The 18,710-nt window shown below is 58.0% G+C and carries 20 protein-coding genes; 18 read left to right on the forward strand and 2 right to left on the reverse strand.

The features are described 5' to 3' along the window. Positions 1–142: 142 nt before the first annotated feature. On the reverse strand, positions 143–2,182 hold the full coding sequence (gene mnmG, locus BLL52_RS05915; protein WP_075585774.1) for a tRNA uridine-5-carboxymethylaminomethyl(34) synthesis enzyme MnmG: 2,040 nt from the start codon (positions 2,180–2,182) through the stop codon (positions 143–145). Between the two features lie 155 nt (positions 2,183–2,337). Here mnmG and BLL52_RS05920 point away from each other — a divergent pair, with 155 nt between their 5' ends. The 15 genes from BLL52_RS05920 to minE all read left to right on the forward strand — a co-directional run bounded on the left by BLL52_RS05920 (position 2,338) and on the right by minE (position 14,796). Then, positions 2,338–3,552 carry a 6-phosphofructokinase gene (locus BLL52_RS05920; RefSeq protein WP_075585896.1) on the forward strand — a complete coding sequence of 405 codons (1,215 nt, stop codon included), beginning with the start codon at positions 2,338–2,340 and terminating at the stop codon, positions 3,550–3,552. A gap of 185 nt (positions 3,553–3,737) precedes the next feature. Continuing rightward, positions 3,738–4,346 carry a glutathione transferase GstA gene (gene gstA, locus BLL52_RS05925; protein WP_075585775.1) on the forward strand — a complete coding sequence of 203 codons (609 nt, stop codon included), beginning with the start codon at positions 3,738–3,740 and terminating at the stop codon, positions 4,344–4,346. Positions 4,347–4,387: 41 nt separating this feature from the next. Next, complete coding sequence (gene rquA, locus BLL52_RS05930) at positions 4,388–5,131, forward strand: rhodoquinone biosynthesis methyltransferase RquA (protein WP_083633809.1); 744 nt, start codon at positions 4,388–4,390, stop codon at positions 5,129–5,131. A 78-nt stretch (positions 5,132–5,209) separates the two neighbouring features. After that, positions 5,210–5,845: a cytochrome c biogenesis heme-transporting ATPase CcmA gene (gene ccmA / locus BLL52_RS05935; protein ID WP_241839023.1), complete on the forward strand. Its 636-nt coding sequence runs from the start codon at positions 5,210–5,212 to the stop codon at positions 5,843–5,845. Continuing rightward, positions 5,842–6,528, forward strand: a complete 687-nt coding sequence (ccmB, locus tag BLL52_RS05940) for a heme exporter protein CcmB (RefSeq protein WP_075585776.1) — start codon at positions 5,842–5,844, stop codon at positions 6,526–6,528. Before ccmA ends, ccmB begins: the two co-directional genes overlap by 4 nt. Further along, positions 6,525–7,262: a heme ABC transporter permease CcmC gene (gene ccmC / locus BLL52_RS05945; RefSeq protein ID WP_075585777.1), complete on the forward strand. Its 738-nt coding sequence runs from the start codon at positions 6,525–6,527 to the stop codon at positions 7,260–7,262. Before ccmB ends, ccmC begins: the two co-directional genes overlap by 4 nt. Beyond that, positions 7,249–7,443 (forward strand): heme exporter protein CcmD, encoded by a 195-nt coding sequence (ccmD, locus tag BLL52_RS05950; protein WP_075585778.1) that lies wholly within the window; start codon positions 7,249–7,251, stop codon positions 7,441–7,443. The genes ccmC and ccmD overlap by 14 nt, the downstream gene beginning before the upstream one ends. Next, entirely contained in the window at positions 7,440–7,883 is a 444-nt protein-coding gene (gene ccmE, locus BLL52_RS05955; protein ID WP_075585779.1) for a cytochrome c maturation protein CcmE, read from the forward strand. The genes ccmD and ccmE overlap by 4 nt, the downstream gene beginning before the upstream one ends. Positions 7,884–7,918: 35 nt before the next feature. After that, complete coding sequence (locus tag BLL52_RS05960) at positions 7,919–9,922, forward strand: heme lyase CcmF/NrfE family subunit (RefSeq protein WP_075585780.1); 2,004 nt, start codon at positions 7,919–7,921, stop codon at positions 9,920–9,922. After that, positions 9,919–10,443, forward strand: a complete 525-nt coding sequence (locus BLL52_RS05965) for a DsbE family thiol:disulfide interchange protein (protein WP_075585781.1) — start codon at positions 9,919–9,921, stop codon at positions 10,441–10,443. The genes BLL52_RS05960 and BLL52_RS05965 overlap by 4 nt, the downstream gene beginning before the upstream one ends. Next, positions 10,440–10,907, forward strand: coding sequence for a cytochrome c-type biogenesis protein (locus BLL52_RS05970; RefSeq protein WP_075585782.1), 468 nt, complete (start codon positions 10,440–10,442; stop codon positions 10,905–10,907). The genes BLL52_RS05965 and BLL52_RS05970 overlap by 4 nt, the downstream gene beginning before the upstream one ends. Next, positions 10,904–12,250 (forward strand): c-type cytochrome biogenesis protein CcmI, encoded by a 1,347-nt coding sequence (gene ccmI, locus BLL52_RS05975; protein WP_075585783.1) that lies wholly within the window; start codon positions 10,904–10,906, stop codon positions 12,248–12,250. The genes BLL52_RS05970 and ccmI overlap by 4 nt, the downstream gene beginning before the upstream one ends. A 634-nt stretch (positions 12,251–12,884) precedes the next feature. Further along, complete coding sequence (minC, locus tag BLL52_RS05980; RefSeq protein ID WP_241839025.1) at positions 12,885–13,667, forward strand: septum site-determining protein MinC; 783 nt, start codon at positions 12,885–12,887, stop codon at positions 13,665–13,667. Positions 13,668–13,716: 49 nt separating this feature from the next. Further along, the gene (minD, locus tag BLL52_RS05985) at positions 13,717–14,532 is read left to right on the forward strand and encodes a septum site-determining protein MinD (RefSeq protein WP_075585785.1); all 816 of its coding nucleotides are present in this window, start codon (positions 13,717–13,719) and stop codon (positions 14,530–14,532) included. A 3-nt stretch (positions 14,533–14,535) separates the two neighbouring features. Next, the gene (minE, locus tag BLL52_RS05990) at positions 14,536–14,796 is read left to right on the forward strand and encodes a cell division topological specificity factor MinE (RefSeq protein WP_075585786.1); all 261 of its coding nucleotides are present in this window, start codon (positions 14,536–14,538) and stop codon (positions 14,794–14,796) included. Between the two features lie 140 nt (positions 14,797–14,936). Here minE and BLL52_RS05995 read toward each other — a convergent pair whose 3' ends face one another. Beyond that, entirely contained in the window at positions 14,937–17,162 is a 2,226-nt protein-coding gene (locus tag BLL52_RS05995) for a heavy metal translocating P-type ATPase (RefSeq protein WP_075585787.1), read from the reverse strand. 76 nt (positions 17,163–17,238) lie between these two features. Here BLL52_RS05995 and BLL52_RS06000 point away from each other — a divergent pair, with 76 nt between their 5' ends. From BLL52_RS06000 to BLL52_RS06010, 3 genes are all read left to right on the forward strand, one after another. After that, a complete protein-coding gene (locus BLL52_RS06000) occupies positions 17,239–17,436 on the forward strand; it encodes a heavy-metal-associated domain-containing protein (RefSeq protein WP_075585788.1) in 198 nt (65 codons plus the stop codon). Positions 17,437–17,439: 3 nt separating this feature from the next. Next, positions 17,440–18,114 carry a Crp/Fnr family transcriptional regulator gene (locus BLL52_RS06005; protein ID WP_083633810.1) on the forward strand — a complete coding sequence of 225 codons (675 nt, stop codon included), beginning with the start codon at positions 17,440–17,442 and terminating at the stop codon, positions 18,112–18,114. Between the two features lie 159 nt (positions 18,115–18,273). Beyond that, complete coding sequence (locus BLL52_RS06010; RefSeq protein ID WP_075585789.1) at positions 18,274–18,462, forward strand: YgaP family membrane protein; 189 nt, start codon at positions 18,274–18,276, stop codon at positions 18,460–18,462. Positions 18,463–18,710 lie beyond the last annotated feature (248 nt).

Below are 18,710 nucleotides of genomic sequence, written 5' to 3' on the forward strand. Positions count from 1 at the left end.
AATGGAATTAGTATAATCCAATTTTATATGCGTATTTAATTTAACATTTTTAGCTTACGCTTCATGACAATGCCCCTATTCTGCGCGACGTCGTCGAGTCAAGTCGTTGACTCGAATAACAAAACCTCGGCACCAGCCACATTCAAACATCCAGCATTGTCTGCGTGGTCAAGCCGCGAGAACCGCTTTTCTTCAGATACACCAACAGCAGCGACACGCTAGCCGGGGTGATTCCCGATATTCTGGAGGCCAGTCCCAAGGTTTCCGGACGATGTTTATTTAATGTGTGGCGCGCCTCAAAACTCAGCGCAGTCACTTGCAAATAATCCAGGTCTTGAGGCAACTTCAAATGCTCGTAGTACGCGGTGCGCTCTATCTCGGCGTGTTGCCGCTCGATGTAGCCCGAGTAAGTTGCGTCAATTTCAACTTGCTCAACCACCTCGGCTACAAAACGGTCCGGCGCCGACCAGGCGTCGTCTGTTTCACGTGAAACATTTACCAAGAGTTCTGGTACCGCATACTTGCCACCTTCCAGCGACATCAACCCAGGGTAAGTCACGCCAGGGCGTCGCAGCAGGTCGGCCAGGTTGTATTCATGCTCCAGCGCCTTGCCCAAAACGCGCTCAGACTCGGCAGCCGCCAAGTTTTTCGGGCTGACCCAGATACTGCGCAGGCGCTCTGTTTCACGTGAAACAGCATCGCGTTTGCGGCAAAAAGCTGCCCAGCGGATGTCATCGACCAAACCCAACTGGCGCCCCACTTCGGTCAGACGCGCGTCGGCATTGTCTTCGCGCAATTGCAGCCGGAACTCGGCACGGCTGGTGAACATGCGGTAAGGCTCGCTCACGCCTTTGGTGATCAGGTCGTCCACCATCACGCCCAAGTAGGCCTGATCACGTCCCGGAAGCCAGCTGTCGCCACCGTAACTCACGCTGCCCGCCGCGCTGGCCGCAGCAACGCCGCCGCCCATGGCGCGCACCTGCAGGGCGGCATTGATGGCTGCAAACAAGCCTTGCGCTGCGGCCTCTTCATAACCGGTGGTGCCGTTGATCTGGCCGGCAAAAAACAGCCCGCCAATCACCTTCGTCTCAAACGTGCTCTTGAGCTGGGTCGGGTCAAAGTAGTCGTACTCAATGGCGTAGCCGGGCCGCAGTATGTGCGCGTTTTCCAACCCTGGCATGCTACGCACCAGTGCGTACTGAATGTCAAACGGCAGACTGGTGCTGATGCCGTTGGGGTAATACTCGTGGGTCGTCAGGCCCTCGGGCTCCAGAAAAATCTGGTGACTGGTCTTGTCGGCAAAGCGATTGATCTTGTCCTCAACGCTGGGGCAATAGCGCGGCCCAATGCCGCCAATCTTGCCGGTGAACATCGGGCTGCGATCAAAGCCGCTGCGGATGATGTCGTGGGTGCGTTCGTTGGTGTGGGTGATCCAGCACGGCATCTGCGCAGGGTGTTGCTTGGGGTGCCCCCGAAAACTGAACACCGGCATCACCGGGCTCATGCCACCCGGCATGCCATCGCCAGGCTGCTCCGTGCATTGCCTGAAATCAATGCTACGCCCGTCAATGCGTGGCGGTGTGCCGGTCTTCAGGCGGCCTTGCGGCAGCTTGAGTTCTTTCAGGCGCGCACTCAATGACACCGCAGGCGGGTCACCGGCGCGGCCCGCTGCGTAGTTGCTCAAGCCGACATGGATCTTGCCGTCCAGAAAAGTGCCTGCGGTCAGCACCACCGTGCTGGCACGAAACTCGATACCGACTTGCGTCACCGCCCCCACCACCCGGTCGCCTTCCACCATCAGGTCATCCACTGCCTGCTGAAACAGCCACAGGTTGGGCTGGTTCTCCAGGCGCTGTCGGATGGCGGCCTTGTACAAAATGCGGTCGGCCTGAGCGCGGGTCGCGCGCACCGCGGGGCCCTTGGAAGAATTGAGAATGCGAAACTGCACGCCGCTCTCGTCGGTGGCTCCCGCCATGGCGCCACCCAGTGCATCCACCTCTTTCACCAGGTGGCCCTTGCCAATGCCGCCAATTGACGGGTTGCAGCTCATTTGGCCCAGCGTCTCAATGTTGTGCGTCAGCAGCAGCGTCTTGCAGCCCATCCGGGAAGCGGCCAACGCCGCCTCGGTGCCGGCATGGCCGCCACCGACGACGATCACGTCAAAGTGTTGAGGGTAAAGCATGGTGATTCCATCGAAGCGGCGGGAAAGGCGATTTTACCGACGGCGCCAAAAACTACGCCCAGCCTGGCTTGTGCTCAGCCAAAACCTGACAGGTTCAGGGGCACAATGGGCGTTGACAATTTCCGTTCCAACCCCTTTTGAAAGAGGACAAAACCATGGCACCCGGAAAAATTCTCGTCGCCCAGGGCGGCGGCCCCACCGCCGTCATCAACCAGTCGCTGGTGGGCGTGGCCCTAGAAGCACGGCGCTTTGGCCATATCGGCCACATCTATGGCGCGCGGCACGGCGTGCGCGGCATCATCGACGAAAACTTTGTCGACCTCACCCAGGAGACTAGCCACAACCTGGAGCTGGTGGCCAACACGCCGTCAAGCGCGCTGGGCTCCACCCGCGACAAGCCGGATGCAGCCTATTGCCACGAGATTTTCAAGGTGCTGCAAGCGCACAAGATAGGCCACTTTTTCTACATTGGTGGCAACGACTCTTCAGACACGGTGCGCATCGTCAGCGAAGAAGCGCAGGCCGCCAACTACCCTCTGCGCACCGTCCACATCCCCAAAACCATTGACAACGATCTGGTCGGCAGCGACCACACACCCGGTTTTCCATCAGCAGCGCGCTTTGTCGCGCTGGCGTTTGCCGGCGCCAATCTGGACAACGCCGCCTTGCCCGGCGTGTATGTGGGTGTGGTCATGGGGCGCCATGCCGGTTTCCTGACAGCCGCCTCCGCCCTGGGCAAAAAATTCCCTGACGACGGCCCGCACCTGATTTACCTCCCGGAACGCACCTTTGTGCTGGAGAAGTTTCTGGCCGATGTGAAAGCCACCTACGAGCGTTATGGCCGTTGTGTGATCGCGGTGTCAGAGGGCATCCACGATGCGTCCGGCAGACCTATCGCAGCACTCCTGGCCAAAGAAATGGAGCATGACGCGCACGGCAATGTGCAGTTGTCTGGCAACGGCGCCCTGGGCGATCTGCTGTGCCAAGAGATCAAGACCAAGCTCAACATCAAGCGCGTGCGCAGTGACACTTTTGGCTACATGCAGCGCTCGTTCATCGGCTGCGTCTCGGATGTGGACCAGCGCGAAGCCCGTGAAGTGGGTGAAAAGGCCGTGCAGTTCGCCATGTGGGGCGACCGGGACGGCTCGGTGGCCATCAAGCGCACTGGCTTCTATTCGGTCGACTACGAGTTGCTGCCCCTGAGCACGGTGGCCGGCAAAACCCGCACGATGGAAGACGAGTTCATCACCGAAAGTGGCACCGACGTGACCGATGCATTTCGCATGTATTTGCGTCCATTGTTAGGCTCAAAAATGCCCGACGCCTTCCGCTTGCGGCACAATCCAATCGCCAAAGTTTTGCATTGTTAAATTGGCCTCTAGCCCTTATGGTATAAGCGCGAGCAGCTATATTTTTGATATAGCCATCAATCACCTTTGAGGTGTGGGGGCCTCAGAGCAAGCCAAGAGCACGACCAGTTGATGCGGGTTAGCATTGACCAATCCTTTGTCTACAACCTTGCCCCACCGATGCTGGCACCCCCTGAAAGACTCGCGTGAAACTTTATTATTCGGCTGGTGCCTGCTCTCTATCTACCCACATCGCCCTGAAAGAATCAGGACTGGACTTTGAGGCTATCGCAGCGCCCACCAAAACTCACAAGCTCGCCGACGGCACTGACTACTACACCATCAACCCGCTCGGCTACGTGCCGCTGCTGGTACTCGGTGATGGCCGGCAGCTACACGAGGTCGCCGTGATCCTGCAATATGTGGCTGATCAGGTGCCACAGCTCGCGCTGGCCCCGGCTAACGGTACCTTTGAGCGTTACAAATTGCAGGAATGGCTCAACTTTATAGCCACCGAACTGCACAAGGGCTTCTCACCCCTGTTCGTGCCCGGTATGCCCGATGAGGCCAAGGCACTGGCCAAAGCCCGCCTGTTGGGCCGCCTACTTTGGGTCGACGGTGAGCTCGCCGGCCATCACTTCCTGATGGGCGACACCTTCACAGTGGCTGACGCCTACCTTTTTGTAGTGCAAAGTTGGGGCAAGCATGTGGGTGTGGAAACGACTGGTCTGCCCAACCTGAGCGCCTTGGCTGCTCGCGTTGCGGCACGCCCGGCGGTACAGGCGGCGTTACGCGCTGAAGGTTGGGTCAAATAAGCCGTCTTGCCATCACACCATCCCTGACTCAAGGTCTGTTCATGCTTCTCGAAAAATCCAATCTCCGCCAACTTGACCCCTCCTTGACTGGCGTCGCCACTGCTCCCCACGCCCCCGTTGTGGTACCAGAGTACCTGGAAAAAACCTATTGGTGGGCCTACACCCACCCCAACGCGGTGCGCGTGTTTGAGCGCCAGTGGCTGGTGAACCTGATCTTGTGGGGCAATTTTTCGCGTCTACGTGATCTGGCGCTGCAGGACATGGGTGAGGTGATTCATGGCCAGGTGCTGCAGGTGGCTTGCGTCTATGGCAACCTGACAGAACACATCGTGCGCCGCCTTGACCCACAGGCCCGCCTCAGCGTGATCGACGTGGCCCCGGTGCAAATCAAGAACCTGCACAAAAAATTGAACGACAAAAGTCAGGTCAGCATCTTGCAACAAGACGCTTCGCGCATGGCCTTTGCCAATGCCAGCCAAGACACCACATTGGTGTTTTTTCTGCTGCATGAAATGCCGTTAGCCGTGCGCCGCAAGACCATTTCTGAGGCGCTTCGCGTCACCAAGCCGGGTGGCAAGATCATCTTTGTGGACTACCACAAACCGGTGTCGAGCAGCCCGTTTCGCTACATCATGGTGCCGATCCTGACGACACTGGAACCCTATGCCATGGACTTGTGGAACAACGACATTACCGCCTGGCTGCCCGCTGCTGTCTCTTTCAGCCAGATCGACAAGCAAACCTACTTTGGCGGCCTGTACCAAAAGCTGGTGATTACCCGTTAAAAGGGTGCGGTAACCAAAGGCACGCCGTGCTTGCGCCAGTCCGCTGGATAATCCACTCTTTTTGCTGCTGGCGTTACCTTGACCATTTCTCCCGTACTGACACTGTCCAAACTTGGTTGCACCAGGGGTGGGCGTCAGCTCTTCAAAGACCTTGACTGCACGCTGCAGGCGGGGCATTGGCTGTATGTTGCCGGTGCCAATGGTGTAGGCAAGACCAGCTTGCTGCGCATGCTGTGCGGGCTGGCCCTGGTGGAGTCTGGCGAGATTCTTTGGAACGGCGTTCCGATTGCGTCACAGCACGACAGCTATCGGCAAGACCTGTGCTACCTGGGGCACCTCAATGCGCTGCAGGAATCGATGTCGGTGCAGGAAAACCTGATGTTTACCTCGGCACTGGGTGGCGTGGCACTGGCCGAGCAAAAAGCCAGGTCCGTGCTGGAGCGGTTTGGCCTGCGCGGGCGCTCGCAGCAACTGGTGCGCCACTTGTCCCAGGGCCAAAAACGTCGCGTTGCTTTGTCACGGCTGGCATTGAGCCCGGCTCGGCTTTGGGTGCTTGACGAGCCTTATGTGGCCATGGATGAAGCGGGCATTCAGATGCTCTCAGACCTGATCGCCGCACACCTGGACAAGGGTGGTTTGGCCGTGCTTACCAGCCACCAGCGCGTGCCAGTGGGCGCGCACCCGGCACAACTGCTGGAACTAAAAGCACCATGACAACGACACTCGGCGCAGGCGCGGTCATGCTGGCGGTGATCAAGCGCGAAATCGCCCTGGGCCTGCGGCAAAAAGGCGAGGTACTGACCCCACTGGTGTTTTTCATGGTGATTGCCAGCCTGTTTCCACTTGGGGTGGGCGCCGAGTCCAGCCTGTTGCTGCGCATGGCGCCAGGCGTGTTGTGGGTAAGCGCCCTGCTGGCTGCCATGCTGTCGCTGCAGCGCATGTTTGCCACGGACTACGCTGATGGCTCGCTGGAACAAATGGTGCTGTCACCTACCCCGCTGGGCCTTTTGGTGCTGGCGAAGGCGCTGGCGCATTTTCTACTGTCGGGTGTGCCGCTGGTGCTGATGGCGCCGGTGTTGGGTTTGCAATTTGGTTTGGACGGCCGGGCGCTGGGTATCCTGATGCTGTCCTTGCTGCTGGGTACACCGACGCTGAGTTTGATTGGCAGCATTGGTGCCGCGCTGACATTGGGCGTCCGCGGCGCAGGGGTTTTACTTTCCTTATTGATCCTGCCGCTCTATATTCCGGTGCTCATTTTCGGTGCCGGTGCGGTTGAAGCCGACGCTGCCGGCCTGGGCTTTGGCGGGCATCTCTCCCTCCTGTCTGCCCTGCTGGTACTCTCCTTGTTTTTTTCGCCGATAGCGACAGCCGCCGCCCTGAGGATTTCTCTGGAATGAATACACCTGTGACTCGCTGGTTCAAGTTTGCTTCACCGCAAAGCTTCTACTTTTTGGCCGGAAAAATGTGGCCCTGGTTTGCCGCCTTGGCCACTGTTCTGCTGCTGGTTGGGCTGTGGATTTCTTTCTTTGTGGCACCAGTCGACGCGCAGCAGGGTCAAGGTTACCGCATCATCTTTGTCCATGTACCCGCCTCGCAGATGTCAATGCTGATCTATCTGGTCATGGCCGCCTGGGCTGGGCTCGGCCTGGCGTTCAACACACGCCTGTCGGGCATGATGGCCTCGGCGCTTGCGCCTACCGGTGCACTGTTTGCATTTTTGTCACTGGTCACCGGTGCGCTATGGGGCAAGCCAATGTGGGGGGCCTGGTGGGTGTGGGATGCACGCCTGACTTCTACGCTGATCCTGCTGTTTCTGTACCTCGGCTTCATGGCGCTGCACGCCAGCATTGACGACCCACGCCGCGCTGACCGCGCAAGTGCCGTACTGGCCCTGGTGGGTGCGGTGAACGTGCCGATCATTTACTTTTCGGTCAAATGGTGGAACACGCTGCACCAGGGTGCGTCGGTGTCGCTCAAGGGCAGTTCGATGGCAAGCACCATGCTCACCGGCATGCTGATCATGGTGGTGGCCTTCTGGATGTACGCCATTGCGATCGCACTGGTGCGGGTGCGCAACATCATTTTGGACCGGGAACGTCATACGGAATGGGTGAAACATGCAGTGGCATAGCTGGGCAGAATTTTGGCAGATGGGTGGCTACGGCTTCTACGTCTGGGGTAGCTTTGGCATCACCGCGCTGGTGGTGATCGCTGAGATCTGGCAGGTTCGGGCGAAGCGTCGCTCGCTTTTACGAAACCTTTTGAACGAAACCAACTCTCAAGACGACATCAACTCGTCTTCAACATCATGAAACCACGTCAAAAACGCGCAGCCATCATTGTTGGCGGTCTCGCAGCTGTCGGTTTGTCGGCTTATTTTGTGCTCAACGCGTTTGAGAGCAATCTGGTGTTCTTTTTTACGCCCAGCCAGATTGAATTGGGAGAGGCGCCCAAAGACCGCACTTTCCGCGTCGGCGGCATGGTCAAGGAGGGCAGTTTGCAACGTGTCAACCTGACGTCAAACTTTGTGGTGACCGACACCGCCAAGGAGGTCAAAGTGTCGTACACCGGCATCTTGCCCGACCTTTTCAAAGAAGGCAAAGGCGTGGTAGCGCAAGGCAAGCTTGACAGCTCTGGCCACTTTGCCGCGTCTGAAGTGCTGGCCAAGCACGATGAAAACTACATGCCACCCGAGGCCCAGCATGCGATGGACCAGGCGCAGATTGCCAATGCGACCAAAAGCCTGAAGTAACCCGCCCCGCCCCCACCTTTATCTGGCAACACACCATGATTCCTGAACTTGGTCATTTTTCACTGATTCTTGCCTTGCTGGTCGCGGCAAGCCTGGGGGTTCTACCACTGGTGGGCGCTTACCAGAACCGTGCCGACTGGATGGCGTACGCCCGCCCGAGTACGCAGGCCTTGTGGGGGCTCACCGCTTTTTCGTTTGGTTGCTTGACCTACGCCTTTTACACCAGCGATTTTTCGGTGCAGTACGTGGCGCACCATTCCAACTCCAAACTGCCTGACCTGTACAAGATCTCCGGCGTCTGGGGTGGTCATGAGGGTTCGCTACTGCTTTGGATGTTGATGCTCAGCAGTTGGATGATGGCGGTCTCCATCTTTTCCCGCCAATTGCCAGATGTGATGGTCTCGCGCGTGTTGGGTGTGCTGGGCCTGGTATCGGTGGGCTTTATGCTGTTCATGCTGCTCACCTCCAACCCATTTGCCCGACTAGCCGACATCCCCGTCGATGGTCGTGACCTGAACCCGATGCTGCAAGACCCGGGGCTGGTGTTTCACCCGCCCTTGTTGTACATGGGCTACGTAGGTATGGCTGTGCCATTTGCTTTTGCCATTGCTGCACTGCTCAATGGTCGGCTAGACGCTGCCTGGGCGCGCTGGTCGCGGCCCTGGGCCACCGCAGCTTGGATCTTTCTGACACTGGGCATTGCCCTGGGCTCTTGGTGGGCGTATTACGAATTAGGCTGGGGCGGCTGGTGGTTCTGGGACCCGGTTGAAAACGCGTCCCTCTTGCCCTGGCTGGTATCCACCGCGCTGATCCATTCGCTGGCGGTGACTGAAAAGCGTGGCCTGTTCAGAAACTGGACGATCATTTTGGCAATCAGCGCGTTCTCGCTGAGCCTATTGGGCACCTTCCTGGTGCGCTCGGGTGTGCTGACCTCGGTCCACGCCTTTGCCTCCGATCCCAGCCGGGGCGTGTTCATTCTGGGCTTTCTGGCGGCGGTGGTGGGGGGCTCGCTGATCCTTTTTGCATTGCGCGCAGGCAAAGTGCAGGTGGGCGGCAGCTTCTCATTGGTCTCGCGGGAAACCTTTTTGCTGGTCAACAACGTGTTGCTGACCACCGCCGCTGCCAGCGTCTTGCTTGGCACGATCTACCCGCTGATTGTGGATGCGCTCAACATGGGCAAGTTGTCGGTCGGTCCACCCTACTTCAACGCCGTGTTTGGGCCCATCATGGTGCCGGTCCTGGTTTTCATGGTCATCGGCTCATACGCCCGCTGGAAAAACGACAGCGTGTCTGAGATCGCCAAGCGACTGCGCCCAATTGCCATTGTGTCGGTACTAGCGGGTTGTAGCCTGCCACTATTGGCAGGCAGCTGGTCACCCCTGGTTGCCATGGGCTTGACGCTGGCGGTGTGGATCATTCTGGCTTCGGTGGTGGGCATTTATCGTCATGCCAAAAACACCCGCTCTGGTCAGTCCACCCCACTGTCTTTTTGGGGCATGCACGTGGCCCACATCGGTATTGCCGTGACCGTCATCGGCGTCACCATGGTTAAAGGCTACGAGACTGAAAAAGACGTGCGCATGTCTATGGGCGACACGGTCATGGTTGGTGGCTACACCTTCAAACTCACCGGGATCGGGGAAATAACCGGCCCCAACTACAAGGCTGATGTTGGCACGGTTGAATTGCTGCAAGGCGACAAGCTATTGACAACACTGCACCCAGAAAAGCGGACTTACTTTTCTTCCACCATGCCAATGACCGAAGCCGCCATTGACAGCAGTCTCACCCGCGACGTGTACGTGTCACTGGGTGAAAAACTTGAAGACAGCGCCACACCAGCCTGGGCGATGCGGGTGTATCACAAGCCCTTTGTGACCTGGATCTGGTTTGGTTGTCTGATCATGTCGCTTGGTGGCGGCATGGCCGCGCTAGACCGACGCTACCGCAAAAAACTGACCCAGCGCGCCAGTCTGGACACCATAGACACCGGTGCCAAACCTGCCGGTTTGCAGCCTGACCCCTCTTTGTCGACATGAAGAAAACGCTGATCCCGCTGATTGTCTTTGTCGTTCTGGTCATCTTCCTGGCCATCGGTCTGACCCGTGACCCCAGCGAAATCCCGTCGCCATTGATTGGCAAGCCCGCCCCGGTGTTCACCGCACCGGTGCTCAACGGTGGTGGCATGCAGTTCACCAACAAAGACATGCTGGGGAAAGTCTGGCTCCTCAACACCTGGGCTTCATGGTGTGTGGCTTGCCGCCAGGAGCACCCGCTGATGATGGAACTCGCCAAGGCCAAAATTTTGCCCATCATCGGTCTGGATTACAAAGACAAGGATGAGTTGGGCATGCAATGGCTTGCGCGATATGGTAACCCCTACGATGTTTCCATGGCTGACCGCGACGGCCGCATCGGTATGGACTTTGGCGTCTATGGGGTGCCTGAGAGCTTTCTGATCGACAAAGCTGGCATTATTCGCTTCAAACAAATTGGCCCCTTCACCGAAGGCGACATCAACAACAAACTGTTGCCCCTGGTGAAGGAATTGCAAAAATGAAAATCTTGCTCGCACTTTTTCTGGCGCTGCAGATGGCGCTGGCGTGTCACGCTGATGAGGCCGCCCCATTGGCTGAAGACCCGGTGGTGGAACAACGGTTGATCGTCATTGCGGAAGAACTGCGCTGCCTGGTTTGTCAGAATGAATCGCTGGCCGGATCCCGCGCTGACCTGGCGATGGACTTACGCCGCGAGGTGCGCAATCTGATCAAGGACGGCAAGACTGACGCTGAAATCAAGGACTTTCTCGTCAGTCGTTACGGCGACTTCATCTTGTATCGCCCGCCGGTCAAACCCACCACCTGGCTTCTCTGGTTTGGACCGCTGGTGTTGCTATTGGGCGCTTTATGGCTGTTGATCAGCACCATCCGACGCAACCAGCAGCAGAAAGAGCCGCCCTTGCTTAATCCGCAGCAGCGCGCCAAGGCGCAAGCCCTTCTTCAAGAGACTGATTCAAAAAAATGAATGTATTTATCGGTATTGCAGCGCTGTTGACGCTGCTGGTGTTGACGTGGCTGCTGTTTCCGCTACTGCGATCACGCAACCAAGGCAGTGTTTCGAGTGAAGGTCTAAACGCTGCCATCCACCGTGATCAGCTGCACGCCCTGGAGGCCGATCTGGCACGTGGTGTGATCAACCAGGAGGACTTTGAAGCCACGCGCGACGAACTCCAGCTCAGGCTGTTGGACGACACGCAAAGCACGCCTATCGCAACAACCAAAGAAGGTAAACGCTGGCTGTCACCCCGCTCAACCGCGATCATCGTCGCACTGGCAACGCCTCTGCTGACCGTCGGCCTGTACCTGCAAATTGGTAACCCAGCACTGGTCGACCCGGTCCGAAGCCAAGAACTCGGTGAGCAGGAACTGCGGGATATGGTTGACAAACTGGCGCAGCGCCAAAACGCCAATCCGACCGACCTGCAAGGTTGGACCATGCTGGCTAGATCATATCGCGCGATGGGTCGTCTGGAAGACGCGCGCAATGCCTTTGAGAAAGCGGGCAGCTACACCGACACCTTACCCGATGCACTGTTGGACTACGCCGCTGTATTAGGCGGACTGCAAGGCAACAGACTCGACGGCAAGCCCACGACCTTAATCGAGCAGGCGCTGAAGGTCAGCCCGGATCACCCTGGCGGTCTGATGATGCTGGGCATCAGCGCTTACCAACGTGCTGACTATGTGAATGCTGTCAAAAGCTGGGAACAACTTCTGAGGCTGCTTGACCCGGCGTCATCCGACGCGCAGCAAATGCGCGGCAACATTGCCGATGCCCGCGCTCAGGGAAAGATGCCACCCGCTGACACCACCAAACTGCCGCCTGTACCTGCGGGCGCTGCCGCAGGCGGGATGACACCCGAGATGATTAACGAGATGGTGCAGCGCCTGGCCGCCCGACTGCAAGACAACCCCGAGGATTACGCTGGCTGGGCGCGCCTGGCCAACGCTTACAAGGTACAAGGCAGACTTGACGAGGCCGTACAGGCCTTCGCCAAGACCGGGCCGCTGCTGGCGTCTGATGTCAGCATCATCACCCAGTACGCCGACTTGCTCGCCATGCGTGCCCAGGGTGACTTCAAGGGCCAACCGATCACGCTCATCAACAAGGCACTGAGCATCGACCCAAAGCAGCCCAACGCCCTCATGATGGCTGCCCAAGCTGCGTACCAGGCCCGTGATTACGCCAAAGCAATCGGCCACTGGGAGACGGTGCTGACCGTCCTGCCCAAGGATTCAAAGGATAGCCGCCAAGTTCAGGCTGAGATAGCCGAAGCCAAGAGAAAAATGACCGCTGCCAAGCCGTAGACCACACGCCAATCCACCCATTGCCAGATCCGCGCATAGCTCGGATCTGGCTTTTTTTCGTTTACGGGAAGCGCTTAGGGATGCACCTAACAACGCGGGGAGTATCAGACGGCCCCGGCTAGCGTCATCCGAGCCCATTTCAAACATCTAGCGCAGCGCAACATGATGCCGCTGCACCCATTTCAGCGTCTGTCAGGGTCCAGCATCGACCTTGGATAAGGCTGTGCATAATTGATCTGAAAAAACAAAGTTATCCACATTTATTTTCAGATCTAAGACTTGTTCATATTTTTGAGACAGCAGAAAAGCACACTCCTACACAGGAGTTCCATCGAAACAAGCTACTGATTCATAACAATTTTTTCTACTTATCCACGAAAAGCTAGAGACCTTAACTACTACTACTATTTGATATTTAAAGAATTGGTTAAAGATAAGAATAAACTTTCTTTCACATTTCGATAAGCCTTTTCACTTTTATATTTGCTTGTGCATAAGCCGAATAAAATTAACCACTACGGCGTTTTAGCTGACCAATCAAGTAACATTTGCCCTGTCATTCGCCAGCACCCTGAGCCCCAGGCTGATCGGTGCCAACTCTCTTCCCCTGCTGACTATTTCCTCGCCAAAATCTGTGACTGCATCCTTTGAAATCAAGAGCGCGCACCTGCCGGTGATGACCCTGCTCGCCAAAACCGCTGATTTGCAACAGGTTGCCGTTGAGCTGCTAAAACGCTACGGCCCCGCCAGCGACAATGCCGAGTTCTTTGAGCACGATGCAGTGGTGATTGATAGTTCAAAAACCAAGACGGCAGTGGTTGCCAAAGATCTGAGCGACCTGATGCAAGCGCTGCTAACCTGCAGGCTCAAGCCGGTGGCTTTTCGTGGCAGTCTGATCGGTGATGCGTCAGCGGCGCTGGCACTGGGTTTGGTGATGGCGCCACTTGAACTGGTACGCAGCCAAACAAGCGCTGCAGAGGCAAAAAAAGCCCCGCCCGTGCAAGTGGAAGTCATCCGCGAAGTCGTGCGGGATGTGGTGCGCGAAGTGGTACGTGAGGTCCCTGCCCCCGCAGTGCCAACCCTGATCATTGACAAGCCGATACGTTCTGGCCAAAAGGTGTACGCCCGTGGTGCCGATCTGGTGCTGCTGGCCATGGTGAACCAAGGCGGTGAGGTGGTTGCAGATGGCAATATTCATGTGTATGCCCCGCTGCGTGGCAAGGCTATGGCAGGTGCCAGTGGCAACGCCAGTGCGCGTATTTTTTCCATCTGCCTGGAGCCCGAGTTGATCTCGATTGCCGGGGTTTACCGCACCAGCGAAAATCCATTGGCGCCCGAGATCCAGGGCAAGGCAGCGCAAGTGCGTTTGAGTGACGATGGCCAGGAAAAGCTGCTGTTTGAAGCCCTGACCAGTTGATGGCATCTTTGAGACGCACCCGAATTCTTATTTGAAAGATTGTTTAGCTATGACCAAAATCATTGTGGTGACTTCTGGCAAAGGCGGCGTGGGTAAAACCACCACCAGCGCCAGTTTTGCAACCGGCCTGGCACTGCGTGGTCACAAAACCGCTGTCATCGACTTTGACGTGGGTCTGCGTAACCTGGACCTGATCATGGGGTGCGAGCGCCGCGTCGTGTACGACCTGATCAACGTCATCCACGGTGAAGCCAACCTGAACCAGGCGCTGATCAAAGACAAGCAGTGTGAGAACCTGTATGTGCTGGCCGCCTCTCAAACTCGTGATAAAGACGCCCTTACCCAGGACGGTGTCGAAAAAGTGCTGGCTGACTTGTCTGCCATGGACTTCGAGTTCATTGTGTGTGACTCGCCCGCCGGTATCGAGACCGGTGCGCTGATGGCCATGCATTTCGCTGACGAGGCGCTGGTGGTGACCAACCCAGAAGTGGCGTCAGTGCGCGACTCAGACCGCATTCTGGGTATGTTGTCGAGCAAAACCAAGCGCGGCATGTCTGGTGCCGAACCGATCAAGGAACACTTGCTGATCACCCGCTACAACCCGGCACGGGTTAACCAGGGGCAAATGCTGTCCCTGCAAGATATTCAGGACATCTTGCGCATTAAACTCATTGGGGTGATTCCTGAGAGCGAAAGTGTGTTGCAGGCGTCCAACCAGGGTGTGCCTGCTGTGCACCTGAATGGCAGCGATGTGTCTGAGGCCTACAAAGACGTGGTCGCCCGTTTCCTCGGCGAGGACAAGCCCCTGCGTTTTACCGAGCCGCCCAAGCAAGGGTTGCTCAAACGCCTGTTTGGGGGGAAATAAAGCATGTCTTTTTTCTCATTTTTTCTTGGTGAAAAAACGAAGACGGCCAGTGTGGCCAAAGAGCGTCTGCAAATCATCTTGGCGCACGAGCGCAGTGGCCGCAGCCCGGCCACGCCTGACTATTTGCCTGACCTGCAGCGCGAACTGATTGCGGTGATCAGCAAATATGTCAATATCAACCCGGACGACATCAAGGTCAACCTGGAGCGTCAAGACAACTTGGAAGTGCTTGAAGTCAAGATCGAATTGCCGGACAAGCGCTAAGCGCTGGCTTTGATCAAAATTAGTCGAGCTAGTAGCCCATTGATCCTGCGAAGTTGCAAGTTGACATGGTTGGCATCCAATCAATTTTACTATTTAATAGATAGCAATATTCCCTTATCAGGCAAGGGGTAGAGGCTAATTTAGTCGTTTATTTTTGGCTTCCAGCGCTTAAGCAGCAGGGCGTTGCTCATCACACTGACCGAGCTCAGGGCCATGGCGGCACCGGCCATCACCGGGCTAAGCACGCCGAATGCTGCCAGTGGGATGCCGGCCACGTTGTAAATAAACGCCCAGAACAGGTTTTGCCGGATCTTCGCTACCGTGCGGTGCGATATGTCCAGCGCAGCGGCCACCAGCGCCAGGTCGCCACGCATCAAGGTAATGCCGGCGGCGTGCATGGCCACATCCGTGCCACCGCCAGCGTTGGCCATGGCGATGCCCACATCGGCCGCAGCCAGGGCGGGTGCGTCGTTGACGCCGTCACCCACCATGATGACCGTTTGACCGCCCTGCTTGAGCCGGGTGATGTGCGCAGCCTTGTCACCGGGGAGCACGTCGCTGATGACCTCATCAGGCTGCAAGCCGACGCGTTTGGCCATGGCTTGGGCGGCTGCCTGGTTGTCGCCGGAGAGCATCATCACCTGGATGCCTTGGGCGCGCAGATTGGTCACTGCCGCAGCGGCGCTGGGTTTGGGTTCGTCACCGAAGGCCATCACTGCCAGTACCTTCAGCCTACCCGCATGGCTCAAAGCCAAGGCAGACAGGGTGGCGCCGCGGCTTTGTAAGTCCAACAGCGCTTGCTGAAAAGGCTCGAACGTGCCGCCCAACTCGGTTATCCAGGCCAGGTTGCCAATCAGGTACTCGGCTCCAAGCACCGTGCCTTGTAGCCCTTTGCCCGGGGTGGACAGCACTTGACTGACCTCCGGCAAAGCCAAGCTCTTGTCCGCTGCTGCCGCTACCACTGCACGCGCCAGCGGGTGGCTGCTGCCGCTCTGGACAGCCGCAGCCACAGCCAGCAACTGCTGCTCATCCACGTCGGGGTGCACCACAAAGTCGGTCAGCCGGGCGTGGCCCACGGTGAGCGTGCCGGTTTTGTCAAACACCACCACCTGGGCTTTGTGCGCCAGTTCCAGTGCCTGCGCGTCTTTGATAAGAATGCCATGCTGGGCCGCTACGCCGGTACCGGCCATGATGGCGGCTGGCGTGGCCAACCCCAGCGCGCACGGGCAGGCAATCACCAGCACCGTTACCGCGTGAATCACCGCCACGTCGAGTGCGTGGCCGCTGAGCCACCAACCTAAAAAGGTGGCCAGTGCCAGCACAATGACCACCGGCACAAAAACTGCGCTCACCTTGTCCACCAGCCGTTGAATTGGCGCCTTGGCCGCCTGCGCGTCTTCCACCAGTTGGATGATGTTGGCCAGTACCGTGTCCACACCCACTGCCGTCACTTGGATGACGACGCGCCCGTCGCCGTTGAGCGTGCCGCCAGTGACAGGGTCACCCACTGTTTTGGTCACCGGTAGCGGCTCGCCGGTGAGCATGGACTCGTCCACCTGGGTCTGGCCCTCCAGCACCCGGGCGTCCACCGCAAAACGCTCACCGGGGCGAACCACCAGTTCGTCACCGGCAAGTACCTCGTCCACCGGCACGTCCACCTCGCCATCCAGCCCCAACAGGTGCGCTACCTCTGGCCTCAGACCGTGCAGTGCGCGAATGGCCGAGGTGGTCTGCCGCTTGGCGCGCGCTTCCAGCCATTTGCCCAGCAGCACCAGGGTGATGACCACTGCCGATGCCTCAAAGTACAGGTGCGGCGTGGCACCGCTTGACGACTTTAGCCATAGCCACACCGACAGCGCCCAACCCGCTGAGGTGCCCATGGCTACCAGCAAGTCCATATTGCCGCTGCCCGCCTTCAGCGCATGCCAGCCCGCCTTGTAAAACCGCGCCCCCAGGATAAATTGCACCGGTGTCGCCAGTGCAAACTGCAGCCAGGCGGGCATCATCCAGTGCTGGCCCACCGCGCTACCCAGCATTGGCAGCATCAGCGGCAGCGACAAAACCGCGCCCAGCGCCACCGGGCCAAAGCCCGCCCAGGCGCCTTCAGACGGTGCATCGATGGCGGCGTTGGCCGCCACCGGTTCATAACCCGCATCGCGCACCGCGCGTTTGAGCCGTGCCTCAATTTGCTCGGAGGGCAGCACCATGATGCGGGCCGACTCAGTGGCCAAGTTCACCGCCACGTCTTGCACGCCGGGCACTTTTTTCAGGGCGCGCTCGGCCCGGGCCACACACGAGGCGCAGGTCATGCCGTGGATGCCCAGGTCGATGCGCAGGTTTTCCGGGCTGGAATTCAGGGTTGTCATGGGTGAGAGGGTTGTATCAATTGGCACAGCGTTCACAATACGCGCTTTGTAATTGCCCTATTTTCAGAGGTTTTGTATGAAGTACAGCTTTCATGTTGAAGGAATGACCTGCGAACACTGTGAGAAGGCCGTGGTGCGCGCGCTGCGCCAGCTGGACCGGGACGTGCAGGTGGTGGCAGACCGCACGCAGAACAAGGTCGAGGTCGAGTCCAGCGCGTCGGCACAAGACATTACCCAGGCCATCGTTGACGAAGGCTACAAGGTGGTGGCTTAAGCGATGGCCAGCGCTCTTGCCTGGCCGATGGAACAGGTGACCGACCTGTACCCGTCGCTCAAAGAGGTGCAGCCCAGCCTGGTGGAAGTCAGCGCGGTGCTGCAGCCGATGACGGTGCCTGCTGACACGGTGCTCTTTAGTGAAAACGCTGCCTGCCAGGGTTTTCCGCTGGTGATTGAGGGCGAAATCAAGGTCTCGCGCAGCTCGGGCGATGGCCGCTCGTTGGAACTCTACCGGGTGGTGCCGGGTGAGCTGTGTCTGGTGTCGAGCGCGAGCTTGTTTCGGGCTCAGCCGCTGTCGGCCTTTGGCATCACCACCAAAACCAGCACTTTTTTACTGATCCGCCCCGACTTGTTCAAGCAATGGATCGACACCCCGGCATTTCGCAACGACGTGCTGGGCCTGTTCGCCGAGCGCATGTCGGACCTGACAGCGCTGGTAGACGCGGTGGCGTTTCACAAGTTGGACCGTCGTCTGGCCGCTGCGCTATTGGGCCGCGGTCAGCAGCTTGCCCTGACCCACCAGGCGCTGGCCGACGAGCTGGGCACGGTGCGCGAGATGGTGACCCGCTTGCTGCACCGTTTCGAGCGTGATGGCTGGGTGACGCTGGGGCGCGAACAGATCACCATCGTCAACAGCGCCGCCCTGCGCGCCATGGTCAGCAGCAACCTGAACTGAATTTTTTTTGGGCTGAGGTTTGGGCCGGCCATGCGTAGCTGCAGTCGCAACCTTGGGCCACTGGGTGACTTGAGTCACAGATGAAACCGCCTTGTTAAGCGTGTAATCAAACGGTCGAACTGGTCGTCGGCTGGTTTATTACTTTTTCAAGGAGTTTTCATGAATGCAAATGTTGGCGGTATTGACCGCATCCTGCGTATTGTTGCGGGTTTGGTGCTTATTGGCTTGACACTTAGCGGCACCATCGGCGTGTGGGGCTGGATCGGCCTGGTTCCATTGGCCACCGGTGCCATGAGCCGCTGCCCGCTGTACCCGATGATTGGTCTCAACACCTGTGCCAAGAAATAAGCAGCCTGCGCTGCGGTTCTACAAAAAGCCTGCCCGGCTTGTCCCGGCAGGCTTTTTGCTATTTATAATATAGCTATTACCGCTTATTTCATAAGGGCTACAGGCCGATTTAATGTAAAGTTATCGGACGGCAAGATGGGAATGCCCGGGGCCTCATACTGTCAAAGGTCCACCATTTGAGGCAGTCGGCACTTGCGAGAGACAGACGCTCGTCATCAAAATGACATGCCAATCTGTCACACTCTTTG

It is taken from the genome of Rhodoferax antarcticus ANT.BR (assembly GCF_001938565.1).
GTDB lineage: Bacteria > Pseudomonadota > Gammaproteobacteria > Burkholderiales > Burkholderiaceae_C > Rhodoferax > Rhodoferax antarcticus.